We start from the raw sequence: 20,252 nt of genomic DNA, 5'->3' as shown, positions 1-20,252 counted from the left end.
CGTCGCCGACCGGCCTGCGCTGGACCGACCAGTGTACGTCCCCGCTGGTCGAAGTGCCTCGCTATAAAGCCGCCACCGGTTCCTACCGGGCGTTGCCGGTTCCTACCGGCGTTGCCGGTTCCTACCGGCGTTGCCGGTTCCTACCGGGCGTTGAAGTACTTCGCCTCCGGGTGGTGGATCACGATCGCGTCGGTGGACTGCTCGGGGTGCAGCTGGAACTCCTCGGACAGCTCGACGCCGATGCGGCCCGGCTCCAGGAGGTCGGCGATCTTCGCGCGGTCCTCCAGGTCGGGGCAGGCGCCGTAGCCGAGGGAGAAGCGCGCGCCGCGGTACTTGAGGTCGAACATGTCCTCGATGGCGGCCGGGTCCTCACCGGCGAAGCCGAGCTCGGAACGGACGCGCGCGTGCCAGTACTCGGCGAGGGCCTCGGCCAACTGCACGGACAGCCCGTGGAGTTCGAGGTAGTCGCGGTAGGAGTTGGCCTCGAACAGCTCGGCGGTGGCCTCGCCGATCCTGGAGCCGACGGTGACGACCTGGAGGCCGACCACATCGGTCTCGCCGGACTCCTCGGGACGGAAGAAGTCCGCGAGGCAGAGGCGGCGGCCGCGGCGCTGGCGGGGGAAGGTGAAGCGGGTGCGCTCGTTGCCGTCGTCGCCGAGCAGGATCAGGTCGTCGCCCTTGGACACACACGGGAAGTAGCCGTAGACGACGGCCGCTTCCAGCTGGTTCTTGGTCTGCAGCTGGTCGAGCCAGCCGCGCAGCCGCGGGCGGCCCTCGGTCTCGACGAGCTCCTCGTACGTGGGTCCGTCACCGGTGCGGTTCTGCTTGAGGCCCCACTGGCCCTTGAACAGCGCGCCCTCGTCCAGCCAGGACGCGTACTCCTTGAGCTGGATGCCCTTGACGACGCGGGTGCCCCAGAAGGGCGGCTCGGGCAGCGGGTTGTCGACGGAGACGTCCGAGCGCACGGGGCCCTCGTCGGGGCGCTCCTCGACCACGGCGTTCGACGTGGCCTTGACGCGGCGCTGCTTGAGTTCGGGCAGGGTCGCGCCGGGCACGCCGCGTTTGACGGCGATGAGGGCGTCCATGAGGCGCAGGCCCTCGAACGCGTCGCGGGCGTAGCGGACTTCGCCCTCGTAGATCTCGTGGAGGTCCTGCTCGACGTAGGCGCGGGTGAGGGCGGCGCCGCCCAGGATGACCGGGAAGTCGGCGGCCATCTTGCGCTGGTTGAGCTCCTCCAGGTTCTCCTTCATGATCACCGTGGACTTGACCAGGAGCCCGGACATACCGATCACGTCCGCCCGGTGCTCCGCGGCGGCGTCCAGGATCGCGGAGACCGGCTGCTTGATGCCCAGATTGACCACGTTGTAGCCGTTGTTGGACAGGATGATGTCGACGAGGTTCTTGCCGATGTCATGGACGTCGCCGCGCACGGTGGCCAGGACGATGGTGCCCTTGCCCTCCGCGTCCGACTTCTCCATGTGCGGCTCCAGATGCGCCACCGCCGTCTTCATCACCTCGGCCGACTGCAGCACGAACGGCAGCTGCATCTGCCCGGAGCCGAACAGCTCACCGACAACCTTCATGCCCTCAAGCAGCGTGTTGTTGACGATGTCGAGGGCCGGAGTGTCCTGCAGCGCCTCATCGAGGTCGGCCTGCAGGCCGTTCTTCTCACCGTCGATGATCCGCCGCTTGAGCCGCTCCTCCAGCGGCAGCGCGGCCAGCTCCTCCGCCTTGCCCGCCTTCAACGACTTCGCCGTCGCGCCCTCGAACAACGCCATCAGCTTCTGCAGCGGGTCGTAACCCTCGCTGCGACGGTCATAGATCAGATCCAGGGCCGTGGTGACCTGCTCCTCGTCGAAGCGGGCGATCGGCAGGATCTTCGAGGCGTGCACAATCGCCGAGTCCAGACCCGCCTTGGTGCACTCGTCCAGGAACACCGAGTTGAGCAGGATCCGCGCGGCCGGGTTCAGACCGAAAGAGATGTTCGACAGGCCGAGCGTGGTCTGCACGTCCGGGCGGCGGCGCTTCAACTCCCGGATCGCCTCGATCGTGGCGACACCGTCCTTACGGGACTCCTCCTGCCCCGTGCAGATCGTGAACGTCAACGTGTCGATGAGGATGTCCGACTCACGGATGCCCCAGTTACCGGTGAGGTCGTCGATGATCCGCTCGGCGATGGCGACCTTGTTCTCGACGGTGCGGGCCTGGCCCTCCTCGTCGATCGTCAGCGCGATCAACGCCGCACCATGCTCGCGGGCCAGCTCGGTGACCTTCGCGAAACGCGACTCGGGCCCGTCACCGTCCTCGTAGTTCACCGAGTTGATGACCGCACGGCCACCCAGCTTCTCCAACCCCGCCTGAATCACCGGCACTTCAGTCGAGTCGAGCACGATCGGCAGCGTGGACGCGGTCGCGAAACGGCCCGCCAGCTCCTCCATGTCCGCCACACCGTCCCGGCCGACATAGTCCACACACAGATCCAGCATGTGCGCGCCCTCACGGATCTGGTCCCGCGCCATCTCCACACAGTCGTCCCAGCGGCCGTCCAGCATCGCCTCACGGAACTTCTTCGACCCGTTCGCGTTCGTCCGCTCACCGATCGCCATGTACGACGTGTCCTGACGGAACGGCACCGTCTGATAGAGAGAAGCGGCGCCCGGCTCGGGCTGCGGCTCACGCACCGTCGGCGTCAAGTCCCGCACCCGCTCCACCACCTGGCGCAGATGCTCCGGCGTCGTACCGCAGCAGCCGCCGACCAGGGACAGGCCGTACTCGCCGACGAAGGTCTCCTGGGCGTCGGCCAGCTCCTCGGCGGACAGCGGGTAGTGCGCGCCGTCCTTGCCGAGGACGGGCAGGCCCGCGTTGGGCATGCAGGCGATCGGGACCGTGGAGTGGCGGGCGAGGTAGCGCAGGTGCTCGCTCATCTCGGCCGGGCCGGTGGCGCAGTTGAGGCCGATCATGTCGATGCCCAGCGGCTCCAGGGCCGTAAGCGCGGCACCGATCTCGGAGCCGAGGAGCATCGTGCCGGTCGTCTCGACGGTGACCGAGCAGATGACCGGCAGGTTGGCGCCGGTGGCGTCGAGGGCGCGGCGGGCGCCGAGGATCGCGGCCTTGGTCTGCAGCAGGTCCTGGGTGGTCTCCACCAGGAGGGCGTCGGCGCCGCCCGCGATCATGCCCTCGGCGTTCTGCTGGTAGGCGTCGCGCAGCTTCACGTACGGGGCGTGGCCGAGGGTGGGGAGCTTGGTGCCGGGGCCCATCGAGCCGAGGACCCAGCGCTGCTGCCCTGTGGACTCGGTGTACTCGTCGGCGACCTCGCGGGCGATGCGGGCGCCCGACTCGGACAGCTCGAAGACCCGCTCGGGAATGTCGTACTCGGCGAGGGCCGCGAAATTCGCGCCGAACGTGTTGGTCTCGACGCAGTCCACACCGACCGCGAAGTACTCGGCGTGCACCGACTGGACGATGTCGGGCCGGGTGATGTTGAGGACCTCGTTGCAGCCCTCGAGCTGCTGGAAGTCCTCCATCGAGGGGTCCTGTGCCTGGAGCATGGTGCCCATCGCTCCGTCGGCCACCACCACACGGGAGGCGAGGGCGGCACGCAAGGCGTCCGCTCGGGCGGCGCTGGTGAGTACGGGGGTCGGCTGCGAGGCCATGGACGATCTCCCTGGAGTGCGACGGCTGTCGGCTTTGCGGCTACCGGCGGAAGCCGCACGCCGCCAGGGTAGCCGGGAGGCCACCCCCTCTGTGAAGGGCGTCCAGCTGGCAGACAGCGACCTTGCCAGGTCGCGTTCGAGTACACCCGGCGCGGGGCCCGGATCCGGCTACAGGCACAATCTCGCGGGCGACACGCCCACAACCACCGCACGCGGAACGGCAGAAGACCGCGTCACGGGTTAGGACAAGTTCGGCATGGGCCGATAGTGTTCAGCATTGCCGAACAGGGCATGAACCGACGGATGGACCGGGCGGACGTACGCCCCGACAGAGGGAAGGCAGCCGACGCGATGGCGAAGAACATCCAGTCGCTCGAGCGCGCGGCGGCCATGCTGCGCCTGCTCGCGGGCGGCGAGCGACGCCTCGGCCTCTCCGACATCGCCTCCTCGCTCGGCCTCGCCAAGGGCACAGCGCACGGCATCCTGCGCACCCTCCAGCAGGAGGGCTTCGTCGAGCAGGACGCCGCCTCCGGGCGCTACCAGCTGGGCGCGGAACTGCTGCGCCTGGGCAACAGCTACCTGGACGTGCACGAGCTGCGCGCCCGCGCCCTGGTCTGGGCGGACGACCTGGCCCGCTCCAGCGGCGAGAGCGTCTACCTGGGCGTGCTGCACCAGCAGGGCGTCCTGATCGTGCACCACGTCTTCCGGCCGGACGACAGCCGCCAGGTCCTTGAGGTCGGCGCGATGCAGCCGCTGCACTCCACGGCCCTCGGCAAGGTCCTCTCCGCGTACGACCCGGTGGCGCACAGCGAGGCCGTCGAGGCCGAGCGCAAGGACTTCACTCCGCGTACGGTCACCGCGCTCGACGCGTTCGAGGGGACCCTCGACCTGACGCGGGCGCGCGGCTGGGCCGACGACGTCGAGGAGACGTGGGAGGGCGTGGCCTCGGTGGCGGCGCCGATCCACGACCGGCGCCGGATGCCGGTCGGCGCGGTGGGTGTCACGGGTGCGGTTGAGCGGGTCTGTGCGGGTGGTGAGCTGCGGTCGGAGCTGGTCGCGGCTGTACGTGACTGCGCCCGTGCCGTCTCCCGGGATCTGGGCGCGGGGCGTTTCTAGCCGGGCTCGTACCCGCACCGTCGTCCGGGGCTCGGCACCCCCAGGGGCTGCGCCCCCGGACCCCGCTTCCCCTTTCGGCCTGCGGCCTCGTCCTCAAGCTCCCCCAGCCTCCGGCCGGGAGGTACCCCCAGACGGGCTGGATTTGGCCCCGCTCCTCCGAGACCGGACGGGCTTGGTTCAACCGCCGGACGTGCGCGCTCCGGCACCCCCCGTGACCGGCCGCCGATAACGATCGCGACACCCCTCCCCCACCTCTTGACGTCCAGTTAACCCGGAGGCAAAACTGCCGTTCATCGGTCGGCATTGTCGAACACCTACCGGTAATGCAAGGTAGGGTGTCGCAAGGCGGATCGGGCCAACGCCCTCAGCCTGAGGGCGCGAACCACCGGCGGGACCCGTGGTTCGCCTTCCCCTGGACGGACAAAGGAGTCGCGGGTGTCCAGCTCCGACATCTTCATCAGCGAGACCATCGGTACCGCTGTTCTGATCCTCCTTGGCGGTGGCGTGTGCGCCGCCGTCACGCTGAAGCGCTCGAAGGCCTTCCAGGCCGGCTGGGTCGCCATCACGTTCGGTTGGGGCTTCGCGGTCCTCACCGGCGCCTACATCGCCGCCCAGTCCGGCGCGCACCTCAACCCGGCGGTGACCGTCGGCATCGTCCTCAGGGGCGGTGAGGGCGCTCCCACGTGGGCGGACACCCCGGCGTACTTCGGGGGCGAGCTGCTCGGCGCCATGATCGGCGCGGTGCTCGTCTGGCTCACGTACTACGGCCACTTCAAGCTGCACCTGAACGACCCCGAGGTCGCCGAGCAGAAGACCGCCAACCCGGGGCCGGTGCACGGCGTCTTCTTCACCTCCCCCGAGATCCGCAACCCCCTGCAGAACCTCGTCACCGAGGTCATCGCCACTGTCGTGCTCGTGCTCGCGATCCTGTGCCTGGGCCTCAGCGACGACGGCAAGGGTGTCTCGTGGGCCGGCTCGCTGATCGTCGCCCTGGTCGTCGTCGGTATCGGTCTCTCCCTGGGCGGGCCCACGGGCTACGCCATCAACCCGGTCCGCGACCTCGGCCCGCGCATCGTGCACGCGCTGCTTCCGCTGCCCAACAAGGGCGGATCGGACTGGGGGTACGCCTGGATCCCGGTCGTCGGCCCGCTCCTGGGCGGTGCCATAGCGGCAGGCATCTACAACGTCGCCTTCGCCTGAGCAGCCACCGGACCACCGACCGGACGAGCGCACAGCGCCGCCGTACATGAGACTTCTGGAGCACACAGTGACCGACGCACACACCGCAGGCCCGTTCATCGCGGCGATCGACCAGGGCACCACGTCCTCGCGCTGCATCGTCTTCGACAAGGACGGCCGGATCGTCTCCGTCGACCAGCGCGAGCACGAGCAGATCTTCCCCAAGCCGGGCTGGGTCGAGCACGACGCCAAGGAGATCTGGGCCAACGTCGAGAGCGTGGTCGCCGGGGCGATCGCCAAGGCCGGGATCACCTCCGCCGACGTCAAGGCGATCGGCATCACCAACCAGCGTGAGACCACGCTGATGTGGGACAAGAACACCGGCGAGCCGGTGCACAACGCCATCGTCTGGCAGGACACCCGCACCGACGCGCTCTGCAAGGAGCTCGGCCGCAACGTCGGCCAGGACCGCTTCCGCCGCGAGACCGGCCTGCCGCTCGCCTCGTACTTCGCGGGCCCGAAGGTGCGCTGGCTGCTCGACAACGTCGAAGGCCTGCGCGAGCGCGCCGAGGCCGGGGACATCCTCTTCGGCACCATGGACTCCTGGGTCATCTGGAACCTCACCGGTGGCACCGAGGGCGGCGTGCACGTCACCGACGTCACCAACGCCTCCCGCACCCTCCTGATGAACCTGCACGAGATGGCCTGGGACGAGCGCATCCTCAGCTCCATCGGCATCCCCGCCGCCGTGCTCCCCGAGATCCGCTCCTCCGCCGAGGTGTACGGACACACCAAGGGCGGCGTCCTCGACGGCGTGCCCGTCGCGTCCGCGCTCGGCGACCAGCAGGCGGCCCTGTTCGGCCAGACCTGCTTCGAGAAGGGCGAGGCCAAGTCCACCTACGGCACCGGCACCTTCATGCTGATGAACACCGGTGACGAGCCCGTGAACTCGTACAACGGACTGCTCACCACGGTCGGATACCAGATCGGCGACAGGAAGCCCGTCTACGCCCTTGAGGGGTCCATCGCCGTCACCGGCTCCCTCGTGCAGTGGATGCGGGACCAGATGGGCCTGATCCAGTCCGCCGCCGAGATCGAGACGCTCGCGTCGTCGGTCGACGACAACGGCGGCGCGTACTTCGTCCCGGCGTTCTCCGGTCTCTTCGCCCCGTACTGGCGCTCCGACGCCCGCGGTGTGATCGCCGGTCTCACCCGGTACGTCACCAAGGCGCACATCGCGCGCGCCGTGCTGGAAGCCACCGCCTGGCAGACCCGTGAGATCACCGACGCCATGACGAAGGACTCCGGCGTCGACCTCGCGGCCCTCAAGGTCGACGGCGGCATGACCTCCAACAACCTGCTGATGCAGACGATCTCCGACTTCACGGACGCGCCGGTGGTGCGCCCCATGGTCGCCGAGACCACCTGCCTCGGTGCGGCCTACGCCGCCGGCCTCGCCGTCGGCTTCTGGCCGGACACCGACGCCCTGCGCGCCAACTGGCGCCGGGCCGCCGAGTGGACCCCCCGGATGCCCGCGGACCAGCGGGCCCGCGAGTACAAGAACTGGCTCAAGGCCGTCGAGCGGACCATGGGCTGGATCGAGGACGAGACCTCCGGGGACTGACCCGGCGCTTTCGGCCTCGAGGACGAGCTGACGAGGAGCAAACACCCATGAGTACCCCCACTCTGCAGAACGGCCCCGCCTACCCGGCGCTCGGGCTGCGCCCGGCGGGCGGTTCCCACCCGAGCCGCGCGGAGACTCGCGAGCAGCTGGCGAAGGCGACGTACGACCTGCTCGTCGTCGGCGGCGGCATCCTGGGCATCTCCACCGCCTGGCACGCGGCGCAGGCCGGCCTGCGGGTGGCCCTCGTGGACTCCGGTGACTTCGCCGGTGCCACCTCGTCGGCCTCCTCCAAGCTGCTGCACGGCGGTCTGCGCTACCTGCAGACCGGCGCCGTCAAGCTGGTCGCGGAGAACCACTTCGAGCGGCGTGCGGTGTCCCGCCAGGTGGCACCGCACCTCGCCAACCCGCTGACGTTCTACCTGCCCGTCTACAAGGGCGGCCCGCATGGCGCGGCGAAGCTGGGCGCGGGCGTCTTCGCGTACAGCGCCCTGTCGGCCTTCGGCGACGGCGTCGGGCACCTGCTGTCCCCGTCGAAGGCGGCGCAGGACGTGCCGGAGCTGCGCACGGACAACCTGAAGGCCGTGGCCGTGTACGGCGACGACCAGATGAACGACGCGCGGATGGCCCTGATGACGGTCCGCGCCGCGGTCGAGGCGGGCGCCGTCGTCCTCAACCACGCCGAGGTCACCGGCCTGCGCTTCACCAAGGGCCGGGTCACGGGCGCCGAGCTCAAGGACCGCCAGTCGGGTGACGAGTTCGGCGTGAACGCCCGGCTTGTGCTGAACGCCACCGGCCCGTGGGTGGACCACCTGCGCCGGATGGAGGACGAGAACGCGGCGCCCTCCATCCGCCTCTCCAAGGGCGCGCACCTGGTCCTCAAGCGCACCGCCCCCTGGAAGGCCGCCCTGGCCACGCCGATCGACAAGTACCGCATCACGTTCGCCCTGCCCTGGGAGGACATGCTGCTGCTCGGCACCACGGACGAGGAGTACGAGGGCGACCCGCGGGACGTGTCCGTCACGGAGCAGGACACCACGCAGATCCTGGACGAGGCGGCGTTCTCGATCCGCGACCAGCAGCTGTCCCGTGACCTGATCACGTACTCCTTCGCGGGTCTGCGGGTGCTGCCGGGCGGTCCCGGCGACACGTCCAAGGCGAAGCGCGAGACGGTCGTCACCGAGGGCCGCGGCGGCATGCTGTCGGTGGCGGGCGGCAAGTGGACGACGTTCCGGCACATCGGCCGCACGATCATGAACAAGCTGGCGGAGCTGCCCGGTCACCCGCTCGGCGAGGACATGCAGCCGATCTCGCAGCTGCCCAAGAAGCTGCCGCTGCCCGGTATCTCGAACCCGAACGCGGTGGCACACCGGCTGCTCGTGGACGGCGGTACGCCGGGTCCGCGGATGTCGGCCGACACGGCGCGGCACCTGGCCACGCACTACGGCTCGCTGTCCTTCGACATCGCGCGCCTGGCCAACGAGGACCCGGCGCTCGCGGAGCGCATACACCCGGACGCCCCGGAGATCTGGGCGCAGGTCGCGTACGCCCGTGACCACGAGTGGGCCGAGACCGCGGACGACGTGCTGCGGCGCCGTACGACCCTGACGATCCGGGGCCTGGCCACGGACGAGGTGCGGGGCGGGGTCGAGTCCATGCTGGACGCGAAGAAGTAGGCCTCCCGGCAAGGGAGTCGTGAGGGGCGGTCACCGGGGGACCGCCCCTCACGCATGCTCGTGCCCCGATAGGGGCGCGGGGCTGTGACATGTGCGGCTCCGCCGCGGGGCGCGACCAGCCACGACGGCGCGGCAGCCGAACGACGGTGCCGCACGGTGAGACCCGGAAGGGAAGATCACGCCCCGCCGGGCCTCACGGTGAGACCTCCTCCAAGCGGCGTCCCGCCGTCTCCTCCGCGCCGATCCCCGCGACGACCGCGCCCGCGAGGGCGACTCCGCCCAGGACCAGGAAGACCGTGCCGATGTCGCCGCCCGCGTACACCGCGCCGACCGCGATCGGGCCGGAGATGACGCCGAGGCGGTTGAAGGCGCCGCCGACGCTGCTGCCGAGGGCCCGCATCCGGGTCGGGAAGAGCTCCGGCGTGTACACGTACAGGCAGATGTTGGCGCCGAAGAAGAAGACCGCGGCGAGGGACGACCAGATCAGGACCTGCACCGGGGTGTTCGCGCCGAGCCAGGCGAGCAGGAGCAGCACGGCCGCGGCCCCGCCCAGGCAGGCGGTGATGACCTTGCGCCGACCGGCCTTGTCCACGGTGAGGGCGACGACCAGGCAGCCGAGCAGGCCCGCGCAGGACGTGACCGTGGAGTAGAGCAGGGCGTCCGAGAGGGAGAGGTCGTAGCGGTTCAGGTAGATCGTCGGCAGCCAGGACGAGATGCCGTAGTTGACGAAGTAGCCGCAGAACCAGAGGGCGCCGACGATGAGGGTGCGGCGGCGGTAGCGGCCGCTGAAGAGGCCGCGCAGGCCCGAGGAGCCCTTGCCGGGCGGGGTGACGGGCAGGGCCTCGCCGACCGGGGGCAGCGGTTTGCCGGTGGCGCGCTCGACCGCGGTCTCGATGCGGACCATGGTCGCCTCGGCCTCCTCGGTCCTGCCGTGGTCGGCGAGCCAGCGCGGGGACTCCGGGACCATCTTCTGGACCAGGATGCAGAGGACCCCGGGGATCGCCGCGAGCGCGTACATCCAGCGCCAGCCGAGGATCGGCACGACCCAGGCCGCGACGAGGGCGCCGACGGTGAGGCCCGCCGGGAAGACCAGCTCGTACAGGAGCACGAAGCGGCCGCGCTTGTGGGTGCGGGTGATCTCGGCGATGAAGGTGGCCGCGACCGGGACCTCACCGCCGATCGCCAGGCCCTGGACGAAGCGCAGCGCCATGAACTGCTCGGGCGAGGTGGTCGCGGCGAGGGCCAGGTTGGCGAGGCTGGAGATCCCGATGCAGAGGGCGATGACCTTGACGCGGCCGATGCGGTCGGCGAGCCGGCCGGACAGGAGCGCGCCGACGAGCATGCCGAGGGAGCCGATGGTGAGCATCAGCGTGGCGGCGGAGGTGGACAGCTGCCACTCGGCGCGCAGCTCGGGCATCGCGTAGGCGATGAGGAGCTGGTCGAAGGCCTCGAAGAAGGTCACGGCGCCGACGATGAGGCGGACGGTGACGTGCCAGCGGCTGAGCGGCAGTCTCTCGAAGCGGGCGGAAATCGAGGCCCGGACGGCACTGCCCGGCGTGGGGGGCGGCGAGTCGGGGGCGTTGAGCGTCATACGGGGACTCCGCGGCGATGAGGGAGCGGGAACGTCGAACGGGGTACGGGAGGGGTCACGGGAGAGGACGGCGCAGCGCAGATTCTGCTCGCTGTCGCCGGTGTACGGAACCCGAGCGGACGTTTCGGGTTAGCGCAAAGTTTCTAAGCGCTTAAGTTGTATCGCCCCCCTCCCGTGGGTCGTCAAGAGTCTGGGCAGCGAAAGAAGTCACGACAGGGTCTTGCGCCGAAAATACTTAAGCCCTTAGATTTCTAGTGCTGAGACGGACCGCCGCTGCAAGCCGCTGCAAGGAGACCCGCATGAACCCGACTCCCCCGGACGAGGCGCTCCCGGTCCCCCCGGACGAGGCACTGATCGCCGGAGCCTGGCGCCGCGGCGCGGGCGCGCCGACCGAGACCGTCGACCCGGCCACCGGACGCCCGCTCGCCACCGTGCACGCGGCCACCGTCGAGGAGGTCGCCGAGGCGGCCGAGGCCGCGGCCGAGGCGGCGGCCGACCCCCGCTGGCGCGACCTGCTCCCCCACCAGCGCGCCCGACTCCTCACCCGTATCGCGGAGTTGATCGACGCGGAGGCGGACGGCCTGGCCGCGCTGCAGACCGCCGACACCGGCAAGTCGCTCACCGAGACGCGTGCCCTGGTCGCGAGCGCGGCCGGTACGTTCCGGTACACCGCCGCCGCCCTGGAGACCGCCGAGGAGTCCCTCACCCCGGCGCGCGGGGCGTACGTGACGATGAGCGTGTACGAGCCGATCGGCGTCGTCGGGGCGATCAACCCGTGGAACTCGCCGGTCGCCAGCGACGCGCAGAAGCTCGCCCCGGCCCTCGCCGGCGGCAACGCGGTGCTCCTGAAGCCCGCCGACTGGACGCCGCTCGTGTCGCTCGCGCTCGGCCGCCTGGTGACCCGGGCGCTCGACGAACTCGGCCTGCCCACCGCCCTGTTGGCGGTGCTGCCGGGGCGCGGCAGCGTGGTCGGGGACGCGATCGTGCGGGATCCCCGGGTCGGCAAGGTGTCGTTCACCGGCGGCACGTCGACCGGGCGCACCCTCGCCCACGCGGCCGCCGAGAAGCTGATGCCGGTCTCCCTTGAGCTGGGCGGCAAGTCACCGACGGTCGTCCTGGCCGACGCCGACGTCGAACAGGCCCTCGCCGGGGTGATGTTCGGGGTGTTCTCGTCCAGCGGCCAGTCCTGCATCGCCGGTTCCCGGCTCTTCGTGGCGCGTGCGCTGTACGACGACTTCGTCGGTGAACTCGCCGAGCGGGTCGGCAAGTTGAGGGTGGGCCCCGGTACGGACCCGGCCACGCAGGTCGCGCCGCTCGTGCACCACAAGCACCGGGACTCGGTCGCCGCGTACGTGGATCTGGCCCGCTCGGAGGGCGCCCGGGTGCTCGCCGGCGGGGCGGTGCCGGAGGGCCCCGAGTACGCCGACGGCGCGTACTACCTGCCGACCGTGCTCGACGGCCTGAGCAACGACGCCCGGGTCTGCCAGGAGGAGATCTTCGGGCCCGTGCTCGTCGCGCTGCCCTTCGACGACGAGGACGACCTGGTCGACCGGGCCAACGCCTCCGTGTACGGACTGGCCTGCGGGATCTGGACGCGGGACCACCGGGCCGCCTGGCGGATCGCGCGCCGGATCGAGGCGGGCACCGTCTGGATCAACACGTACAAGCAGTTCAGCATCTCCACGCCGTTCGGCGGCATGAAGGACAGCGGCCTCGGCCGGGAGAAGGGCCGGGACGGAATCCGCCAGTACCAGCGCCAGAAGTCCCTCTACTGGGGCACCTCCACGTCCCCGCTGCCCTGGGCCAACTAGGGCCTGCCGTTTGGATCTTGCCGGGGGCGCGGGCCCTGGCACGCACATCTGCCGCGTTGTCGTCGGTTGCCATGGCTCCGCCATGTCGCCCTCCTCCGCCTTGCAGCTGCACGCACCAGACCCCGCTCACCTCGACCGACCGGCACCGCCGACCAGATCCGGCCTGACCCAAACGACAGGCCCTGACCACCCCCGTCGGAGAGTTCATATGAGCAATCATCCCCCGATCGCCCGGCTGCGCGCCCTGCGCTCCGTCGAGCTGCTGACCCCGGCCTTCGCCGAGGCCACCGACTTCTACGAGGACGCCTGGGGCCTGGAGGTCGTCGAGTCCGAGCACAGCGCGAGCTGGCTGCGCGGCACCGGCGAGGAGCACCACGCCCTGCAACTGTCCCGCTCCGAGCGCACCGGGCTCGGCCGGCTCGTCTTCGCCGTGGCCACCCCGGCCGAGATCGACGAGGCGGCCCGCAGGCTGGAGGCCCGCGGCATCACGCCCGTGGCCGGTCCTGGCCCGCTCGACCAGGTCGGCGGCGGCTACGGCCTGCGCTTCCACGACCACGAGGGCCGCCTCATCGAGCTGTCCGCCGACACCTGGGCGGTCGCCCCGCGCGGCCGGGAGGCCGCCGTGCCGGTCGGCGTCACGCACACCGTCCTCAACACCCCCGACATCGACGCGGCCGTCGCCTTCTACTGCGACGTGCTCGGCCTGCGCGTCTCCGACTGGTCCGAGCACCAGATGGCGTTCCTGCGCTGCAACGCCGACCACCACTGCATCGCGTTCAACCAGGCCGAGTGGGTCTCCCTCAACCACGTGGCGTACGAGATGAGCTCGGTCGACCACTTCATGCGGGGCCTGGGGCGCCTTCGGCACCACGGGATCGTGCCGCAGTGGGGGCCGGGCCGGCACGGGCCGGGCAACAACACCTTCTCCTACTTCACCGACCCGACCGGGCTCGTCTGCGAGTACACCTCCGAGGTCGCGCAGGTCGTCGAGGACCGCTGGATCGCGAAGGTGTGGCGGCGGGTGCCGGAGCTGTCCGACCTGTGGGGCACGGCCGGGCCGCCGTCGAAGGAGATCCGCTGCCACATGGCCGGTCGGCCGGAAGGAGAGCAGAAGTGACCAGGATTCTGAAGGTCGGGCTCGTCGGCTGGGGCGCCATCGGCCGCGTCGTCGGCACCGCGCTGACCCAAGGGGACGTTCAGGGCGCCGAGTTGACGTGCCTCGTCGACAACCGGCCGCTCGGCGAGGCCGCGCCCGCGCCGCAGGTCTCCTTCGAGGAGGCCGTCGAGCAATGTGACCTGATCGTGGAGGCCGCGGGCCAGGGTGTCGTACGGGAGTGGGCCGAGCGTGTCCTCACCTCCGGCACCGATCTGCTGATCGCCTCCACCGGGGCCCTCACCGACGACGAGCTGGCCAAGCGGCTGCTCGCGGCCGGGCCCGGCCGGGTGTACTTCACGGGCGGCGCCGTCGGCGGACTCGATCTGCTGCAGGCCGTACGGCACCTAGGCCCGCTCGAAGACGTCCGCCTCACCACCACCAAGCTGCCCTCGACCCTCGAACAGCCGTGGATGGACGAGGAGTTGCTGGCCCGGATGAGGTCGGCCACCGGACCGGTCGAGGTCATGGCGGGCACCGCGCGGGACGTCCCGGTGAAGTTCCCCAAGTCGACCAACGTCGCGGCCTCGGTCGCGCTGGCCGTCGGCGACCTGGACGCTGTGCGGGTCCGGGTCGTCGCGGACCCGGGCGCGACCCGCACGCGGCACGTCGTCGAGGCCTCCGGCACGCACGGCGCGTACCGCTTCGAGGTGGCCCACGCGCCCGACCCGGGCAACCCGGCGACCAGCCAGGTCGTGCCGTACGCGGTCCTGCGCTCGCTCGCGGCGCTCGCCGGGCGGACGGGGCAGATCCTGTGACCCCGGTCCATCTGGAGGAGGCGGGCACGGACGGGCCGCTGCTGTTCTGCCTGCACGGCATCGGCTCGTCCTCGGCCGCCTTCGCGCCGCAGCTGGACGCGCTCTCCGCGTACGCCCGGGTGGTCGCCTGGGACGCGCCCGGGTACGCCAAGTCCCCGGACCCGGACGGCGAGTTGGACCTGGACGGGTTCGCGGACGCGGCGGCCGAGGCGATCCGTTCGTACGGCGAGCCCGCGCACGTCCTCGGCGTCTCCTGGGGCGGCGTGATCGCACTGCGGCTCGCCGCCCGGCACCCGGAGCTGGTGGCCTCGCTGATCGTCGCGGACTCCAGCGCCGGTTCCGGTACCGATCCGGAGAAGGCCGCGGGCATGCGGGCGCGCGCCACGGAGCTGGCCGAGCTCGGGCCGCGCGCCTTCGCGGCGCAGCGCGGCCCCCGGCTCGTCTCGCCGGATGCGCCCGCCGAACTGGTCCAGCGGGTCGTCGACACCATGTCCTGCGCGGTCCGGCTGCCCGGCTACGGGCACGCCGCCGCCTCGATGGCCGCCGCCGACCTGCGCCCCGAACTGTCCGCCGTCACCGCGCCCACGCTCGTGGTCTGCGGCGACCGCGACACGGTCACCGGAGTCGAGGCCTCCCAGGTCCTCGCCGGGGGCCTGCACAAATGCGCCTACGTGATCGTCAAGGACGCCGGTCACCTGGCCAACCAGGAACAGCCCGAGCGGTTCAACGCCTGGGTCCTGTCCCACCTGCACATCGTCACGAACCAGCGAAGCACGCACCAGCGAAAGGGCTGAGCCATGCCTCTGACCACCACCGAGTACGACAACGGCGGCGACCTCGGCAAGTACACCGACTCGCTGATCGCCTCCAAGGAGTCCCGCGAGCCCGACTGGGGCACCCTCTCCTTCCAGGAGAAGGCGGGCCCGCAGTACAAGCGCGCGCAGATCCGGTACGTGGGCTCCGGCGCCACCGGCAACCACGAGGGCGACAACCGCATCCTGCCGTCGGGCGGCTTCACGTTCTCCAACATGCTGCTGCCCCCGGGCGGCGAGGGCCCGGCCCACACCCACCACGACGTCGAAGAGGCGTTCTTCGTCCTGGAGGGCGAGGTCCGCGTGGGCGTCCACCGCGGCCCCGACGAGGTCGAGTACCGCACGCTCGGCTACCGCGACATGATCGTGGTCCCGGCCGGCGTGACCCGCTCGCTGAAGAACGAGGGCGACACCGACGCCCTGTTCTGCGTCGTCATCGGCACGCAGAAGCCGCAGGTCCCGACGTACCCCGAGTACTCCCCGCTGTACGGGATCACCCGTGACTGACGGCCCCCTGGTCGTCGTGACCGGGGCGGGCCGCGGCCTGGGACTGGCCATGGCCCGCCGGGCCGGGGAGGACGGCTTCCGGGTCGTCGTCGCCGAGGTCGACGCCGAGCGGGGCGAGGCGGCGGCGGAGCAGCTGCGGGGCGAGGGCATCGACGCCCACTTCGTACGCTGCGATGTCGCCGACCCGGACTCGGTCACCGGACTCGCCGAATCCGTAAGGGAGTTGGGCGGTCTCTACGGTCTCGTCAACAATGCCGCGCTCGCCAACGGGGTGGGCGGCAAGGAGTTCCAGGACATCGACATCGAGACCTGGGACCGCCTGATGACGGTCAACGCGCGCGGCCCCTGGCTCGTCGCCAAGGCCCTGCACCCGCACTTCGGGCCGGTCGGGCGGATCGTGAACATCGCCTCGGACGCGGCGCTCTACGGCTCGCCCCGGCTCGCCCACTACATCGCGTCCAAGGGCGCCGTCATCGCCCTCACCCGGGCCATGGCGCGGGAGCTGGGCGAGCGCGGGATCACCGTGAACGCCCTCGCGCCCGGCCTCACCGAGTGCGAGGCGACGGAGACGGTCCCGCAGGAGCGGCACGGCCTGTACGCCGCGAACCGGGCGATCTCCCGGCCGCAGCAGCCGGACGACCTGGTCGGGCTCGCCGCGTTCCTCCTCTCCGAGGAGTCCCGCTACCTCACCGGACAGGTGGTCGCCGTCAACGGCGGCTTCACCATGCACTGAACCAACTGACGTACTGGAGAAGGATTATGGATCTGGGCCTCGCCGACCGGACCTATGTGGTCACCGGAGGCAGCTCGGGCGTCGGCCTGGCCACGGTCCGCGCCCTGCTCGACGAGGGCGCGAACGTCGCCACCTGCGGCCGCGACGCCGAGCGTCTGAAGCGCATCGGGGAGCACGAGCGGCTCTTCACCGCGGTGTGCGACGTACGGGACGCCACCGCCGTACGGGAGTTCGTGGACAGCGCCGCCGAGGCCTTCGGCGGGCGCGTGGACGGGCTCGTCAACAACGCCGGGCAGTCCCGCATGAAGCGCCTCGACGACACGACCGCGGACGACTGGCGCGACGAGCTGGAGCTGAAGTTCGCGGGCGTCCTCCACCCGCTGCAGGCGGCCCGGGGGCACCTGAAGTCCTCGGACGCGGCGTCCGTCGTCAACGTCAACGCCGTCCTCGCCAAGCAGCCCGAGACGCGCCTCATCACGACCAGCGCGGCCCGCGCCGGCATCCTCAACCTGTCCAAGTCCCTGGCCCAGGAGCTGGCTTCGGACGGCATCCGGGTCAACTCGGTCTGCCTGGGCCTGGTCGACACCGGCCAGTGGACCCGACGGCACGCCGCCGCCAACTCCGGCCTCTCGTACGAGGACTGGCAGGCGGAGCTCGCCGCGGACCGGGGCATCGCGCTCGGGCGGCTCGGCCGGGCCGAGGAGGTCGCGTACGCGATCGTCTCGCTGCTCTCGCCACGGGCCTCGTACATCACCGGAACCAGCATCGACGTCTGCGGCGGAGTCGGCCGCGGCATTCTCTGAGGAGTACTGCGCATGCGTTACGACCATGGAGGCGCGCTCCTCGTCGCCGTCCTGAGGGAACTCGGCATCGACACGGTCTTCGGGATCGTCTCGGTGCACAATCTGCCGCTGGTCGAGGCCGTCGACCGCGAGCTGCGCTTCGTGCCCGTCCGGCACGAGGCGACCGCCGTGAACGCGGCCGACGCCTACGGCCGGGCCCGCGGCTCGATCGGCTGCGCGCTGACGTCGACGGGCACGGGCGCGGGCAACGCGGCCGGCTCGCTCGTCGAGGCGCTGGCCTCGGGGACGTCCGTCCTGCACGTCACCGGCCAGGTCGAGTCCGAATTCCTGGGCAGCGGCCGGGGCTTCATCCACGAGACCAAGGACCAGCTGGGCATGCTGACCGCGGTCTCGAAGTACGCCGCGACCGTGCGCTCCGCCGACGAGGCGGGCCGGATCCTGCGCGAGGCGGCGGCCGCCGCGCTCGCCGCGCCGGGCGGCCCGGCGAGCGTCGAGTGGCCGATCGACCTGCAGTTCGCGGCCCAGACGGACTCGCCGGACGCGCTGGACGCGGAGCCCTCCCCGTCCCCCGACCCCGCTCAACTCGCCGCCGCAGCAAAGCTGTTGACTTCCGCCGAACGTCCGCTGATCTGGGCGGGCGGCGGCGCGGTGCAGGCCCGTACCGAACTGGCCGCGCTCGTCGAGGCGACCGGCGCCGGGCTGCTCACCTCCAACTCCGGGCGCGGCAGCGTCCCCGAGGACCACCCGCAGGTCATCGGCAACTTCGCCACCACCCCCGCGGGCCGCGCGCTGCTCGCCGACGCGGACCTGCTCCTGACCGTCGGCACGCACTTCCGGTCCAACGAGACGGCCGACTACGGGCTGCAGGTTCCGGAGCAGCACATCCAGATCGACGTCGACGCGGCAGCCCTCGGCCGCGTGTACCCGGCGACGCACGCCCTGCACGGCGACGCGGCCGACACCCTCAACGCCCTGCTGCCGCACGCCCGCCGCGCCGAGCCCGCGTGGACCGAACGCGTGCGGCAGGTGCGGGACGACGTCCGGTCGGCCCTGCACGACAACATCGGCCCGCAGGCCGCGATCTGCGACGCGCTGCGGGCGGCGCTCCCCCGGGACGCCGTGGTCGCCCGTGACGTCACGATCGCCTCCAGCAGCTGGGGCAACCGCCTCCTGGAGATGTACGACCCGAGGGCGAACGTCTTCCCGCGCGGCGGCGGCATCGGCCAGGGCCTCGGCATGGGCATCGGGGCCGCGCTCGCCGCCCCGGACCGGCCGACGGTCGTGATCGCCGGCGACGGCGGCCTCGCGGTCCACCTCGGCGAACTCCTCACCCTCGCCCAGGAGCGCCCGCGCCTGACCCTCCTGGTCTTCAACGACGGCGGCTACGGCGTGCTGCGCAACATGCAGGACCGGTACGCCGACCGCCGCTCCGGTGTCGACCTGGCCACGCCCGACTTCGAACTCCTCGCCCGCGCCTGCGCGCTGCCGTATCTGCGGATCGCGGACGCCGAGCACGCCGGGCCGGTGATCGACCAGGCCGTCGCCTCCGACGGGCCCGTGCTCGTCGAGGTGGACCTGACGGCGCTCGGCCCGATGAAGAACCCGTTCACCCCGCCCGTCAAGATCCCCACCGCGTAGGGAGGCCGCCATGAGCGAAGAACGTCAACTGGAGCTGCTTGTCCGGCGGATGACCTGGGAGGCCGAGGGCGTCCTGTCCGTCGAGCTCGTCCACCCGGACGGCAAGCCGCTGCCCGCCTGGGCGCCGGGTGCGCATATCGACGTGCACGTGGGCGGGCAGATCCGCCAGTACAGCCTGTGCGGCGACCCGGCCGCGTGCGGCTCGTACCGCATCGGTGTCCTCGACGCGCCCTCCTCGCGCGGCGGTTCGCGCCATGTGCACACCGTGCTGCGCCCCGGCCAGCGGGTCACCGTGTCCGAGCCGCGCAACCACTTCGCCCTGGAGGACGCCGCCGCGTACGTGTTCCTCGCGGGCGGCATCGGCGTCACCCCGATCCTCGCCATGGCCCGCGAGGCCGCCCGGCGCGGGGCCGTGTGGCGCATGGTGTACGGCGGTCGCAGCCGCGCCTCGATGGCCTTCGCCGACGAACTGGCCGCGCTCGGCGGCGACTTGACTCTCGTACCGCAGGACGAGCAGGGCCATATCGATCTGGCCGGTGCGCTCGCGGAGCTGCCGGAGGGCACGCTCGTGTACTGCTGCGGGCCCGAGCCGCTGCTCGCCGCCGTGGAGGCCGCCTGCCCGGCGGAGGTCCTCCGGGTGGAGCGGTTCGCGGCTCCGGTCGTCGAACGCGCCACGGACGACGGGGAGTTCGAGGTGGAGTGCCGCACGTCGGGACTCACCCTGACCGTCGGACCCGACACCTCGATCCTGGAGGCCGCCGAGCAGGCCGGCCTGACCGTGGAGAGCTCCTGCCGCGACGGCATCTGCGGCTCCTGCGAGACCCGGGTGCTCGACGGCACCCCCGACCACCGCGACTTCCTGCTCTCCGAAGCCGAGCACGCCGCGAACGCCTCGATGATGATCTGCGTCTCGCGCTGCGCGTCCGGCCGCCTCGCCCTCGACCTCTAGCCCTTGGGAGCACCCGACATGAACACCGTAGAGACCTGGCCGTACCTGGACGTGCACCAGTCCCGTACGCACGAGCCTTCCCCGTACGAGTACAAGCTGGCCGCCACCCTCGAAGAGGTCTTCACCAAGGAAGGCCATGAACTCGCCGATGTCGTGCGGGGGTTGAACGCCCGCCAGGTCCACGCCCCTGACGGCGCCCCGTGGACCGAGGACTCCTTCCGCGCCGAGATGCACCGACTGGGAGCGTGACCA

Annotated in this window: 16 protein-coding genes; 14 read left to right on the top strand and 2 right to left on the bottom strand. The window is 71.3% G+C overall.

The genetic code is table 11. The features are described from left to right. Positions 1-140: 140 nt before the first annotated feature. Positions 141-3,653 (bottom strand): methionine synthase, encoded by a 3,513-nt coding sequence (gene metH / locus RCO28_RS11295; protein ID WP_308940912.1) that lies wholly within the window; start codon positions 3,651-3,653, stop codon positions 141-143. A gap of 351 nt (positions 3,654-4,004) precedes the next feature. Here metH and RCO28_RS11290 point away from each other — a divergent pair, with 351 nt between their 5' ends. From RCO28_RS11290 to RCO28_RS11275, 4 genes are all read left to right on the top strand, one after another. Then, positions 4,005-4,769 (top strand): IclR family transcriptional regulator, encoded by a 765-nt coding sequence (locus tag RCO28_RS11290; RefSeq protein ID WP_308941235.1) that lies wholly within the window; start codon positions 4,005-4,007, stop codon positions 4,767-4,769. A 435-nt stretch (positions 4,770-5,204) separates the two neighbouring features. Then, a complete protein-coding gene (locus tag RCO28_RS11285) occupies positions 5,205-5,969 on the top strand; it encodes an MIP/aquaporin family protein (protein ID WP_308940911.1) in 765 nt (254 codons plus the stop codon). A gap of 67 nt (positions 5,970-6,036) precedes the next feature. Next, positions 6,037-7,572 carry a glycerol kinase GlpK gene (glpK, locus tag RCO28_RS11280; RefSeq protein WP_308940910.1) on the top strand — a complete coding sequence of 512 codons (1,536 nt, stop codon included), beginning with the start codon at positions 6,037-6,039 and terminating at the stop codon, positions 7,570-7,572. A gap of 47 nt (positions 7,573-7,619) precedes the next feature. After that, a complete protein-coding gene (locus RCO28_RS11275) occupies positions 7,620-9,245 on the top strand; it encodes a glycerol-3-phosphate dehydrogenase/oxidase (RefSeq protein ID WP_308940909.1) in 1,626 nt (541 codons plus the stop codon). Between the two features lie 193 nt (positions 9,246-9,438). Here the strand turns inward: RCO28_RS11275 and RCO28_RS11270 are convergent, their stop codons facing one another. Then, positions 9,439-10,836: an MFS transporter gene (locus tag RCO28_RS11270; RefSeq protein WP_308940908.1), complete on the bottom strand. Its 1,398-nt coding sequence runs from the start codon at positions 10,834-10,836 to the stop codon at positions 9,439-9,441. A gap of 299 nt (positions 10,837-11,135) precedes the next feature. Here RCO28_RS11270 and RCO28_RS11265 point away from each other — a divergent pair, with 299 nt between their 5' ends. From RCO28_RS11265 to RCO28_RS11220, 10 genes are all read left to right on the top strand, one after another. Then, complete coding sequence (locus RCO28_RS11265) at positions 11,136-12,647, top strand: aldehyde dehydrogenase family protein (RefSeq protein ID WP_308940907.1); 1,512 nt, start codon at positions 11,136-11,138, stop codon at positions 12,645-12,647. A 208-nt stretch (positions 12,648-12,855) separates the two neighbouring features. After that, positions 12,856-13,764: a VOC family protein gene (locus RCO28_RS11260; RefSeq protein ID WP_308940906.1), complete on the top strand. Its 909-nt coding sequence runs from the start codon at positions 12,856-12,858 to the stop codon at positions 13,762-13,764. Continuing rightward, complete coding sequence (locus tag RCO28_RS11255; protein WP_308940905.1) at positions 13,761-14,558, top strand: aspartate dehydrogenase domain-containing protein; 798 nt, start codon at positions 13,761-13,763, stop codon at positions 14,556-14,558. The genes RCO28_RS11260 and RCO28_RS11255 overlap by 4 nt, the downstream gene beginning before the upstream one ends. Then, positions 14,555-15,352 (top strand): alpha/beta fold hydrolase, encoded by a 798-nt coding sequence (locus RCO28_RS11250; RefSeq protein ID WP_308940904.1) that lies wholly within the window; start codon positions 14,555-14,557, stop codon positions 15,350-15,352. Before RCO28_RS11255 ends, RCO28_RS11250 begins: the two co-directional genes overlap by 4 nt. Positions 15,353-15,355: 3 nt before the next feature. Further along, positions 15,356-15,877 carry a cupin domain-containing protein gene (locus RCO28_RS11245; RefSeq protein ID WP_308940903.1) on the top strand — a complete coding sequence of 174 codons (522 nt, stop codon included), beginning with the start codon at positions 15,356-15,358 and terminating at the stop codon, positions 15,875-15,877. Further along, positions 15,870-16,610, top strand: a complete 741-nt coding sequence (locus RCO28_RS11240; RefSeq protein ID WP_308940902.1) for an SDR family oxidoreductase — start codon at positions 15,870-15,872, stop codon at positions 16,608-16,610. Before RCO28_RS11245 ends, RCO28_RS11240 begins: the two co-directional genes overlap by 8 nt. Before the next feature lie 26 nt (positions 16,611-16,636). Beyond that, positions 16,637-17,413 carry an SDR family oxidoreductase gene (locus RCO28_RS11235; RefSeq protein WP_308940901.1) on the top strand — a complete coding sequence of 259 codons (777 nt, stop codon included), beginning with the start codon at positions 16,637-16,639 and terminating at the stop codon, positions 17,411-17,413. A gap of 12 nt (positions 17,414-17,425) precedes the next feature. Further along, positions 17,426-19,051, top strand: coding sequence for a thiamine pyrophosphate-binding protein (locus RCO28_RS11230; protein ID WP_308940900.1), 1,626 nt, complete (start codon positions 17,426-17,428; stop codon positions 19,049-19,051). A 10-nt stretch (positions 19,052-19,061) separates the two neighbouring features. Further along, positions 19,062-20,000: a PDR/VanB family oxidoreductase gene (locus RCO28_RS11225; protein WP_308940899.1), complete on the top strand. Its 939-nt coding sequence runs from the start codon at positions 19,062-19,064 to the stop codon at positions 19,998-20,000. A gap of 18 nt (positions 20,001-20,018) precedes the next feature. Beyond that, positions 20,019-20,249 (top strand): recombinase-like helix-turn-helix domain-containing protein, encoded by a 231-nt coding sequence (locus tag RCO28_RS11220; protein WP_308940898.1) that lies wholly within the window; start codon positions 20,019-20,021, stop codon positions 20,247-20,249. The last annotated feature ends 3 nt before the right edge of the window (positions 20,250-20,252 follow it).

This window comes from Streptomyces sp. LHD-70, from assembly GCF_031157275.1.
Taxonomy (GTDB): domain Bacteria; phylum Actinomycetota; class Actinomycetes; order Streptomycetales; family Streptomycetaceae; genus Streptomyces.
This window is presented reverse-complemented; position numbering and strand designations above follow the sequence as displayed.

Bases quoted from the DNA above. Each gene is read 5' to 3' on its own strand.
- RCO28_RS11290 (WP_308941235.1), top strand. From the start codon at position 4,005: ATGGCGAAGAACATCCAGTCGCTCGAGCGCGCGGCGGCCATGCTGCGC.
- RCO28_RS11225 (WP_308940899.1), top strand. From the start codon at position 19,062: ATGAGCGAAGAACGTCAACTGGAGCTGCTTGTCCGGCGGATGACCTGG.
- RCO28_RS11245 (WP_308940903.1), top strand. From the start codon at position 15,356: ATGCCTCTGACCACCACCGAGTACGACAACGGCGGCGACCTCGGCAAG.
- RCO28_RS11230 (WP_308940900.1), top strand. From the start codon at position 17,426: ATGCGTTACGACCATGGAGGCGCGCTCCTCGTCGCCGTCCTGAGGGAA.
- RCO28_RS11275 (WP_308940909.1), top strand. From the start codon at position 7,620: ATGAGTACCCCCACTCTGCAGAACGGCCCCGCCTACCCGGCGCTCGGG.
- RCO28_RS11265 (WP_308940907.1), top strand. From the start codon at position 11,136: ATGAACCCGACTCCCCCGGACGAGGCGCTCCCGGTCCCCCCGGACGAG.
- metH (WP_308940912.1), bottom strand. From the start codon at position 3,653: ATGGCCTCGCAGCCGACCCCCGTACTCACCAGCGCCGCCCGAGCGGAC.
- RCO28_RS11220 (WP_308940898.1), top strand. From the start codon at position 20,019: ATGAACACCGTAGAGACCTGGCCGTACCTGGACGTGCACCAGTCCCGT.
- RCO28_RS11270 (WP_308940908.1), bottom strand. From the start codon at position 10,836: ATGACGCTCAACGCCCCCGACTCGCCGCCCCCCACGCCGGGCAGTGCC.
- RCO28_RS11235 (WP_308940901.1), top strand. From the start codon at position 16,637: ATGGATCTGGGCCTCGCCGACCGGACCTATGTGGTCACCGGAGGCAGC.
- RCO28_RS11260 (WP_308940906.1), top strand. From the start codon at position 12,856: ATGAGCAATCATCCCCCGATCGCCCGGCTGCGCGCCCTGCGCTCCGTC.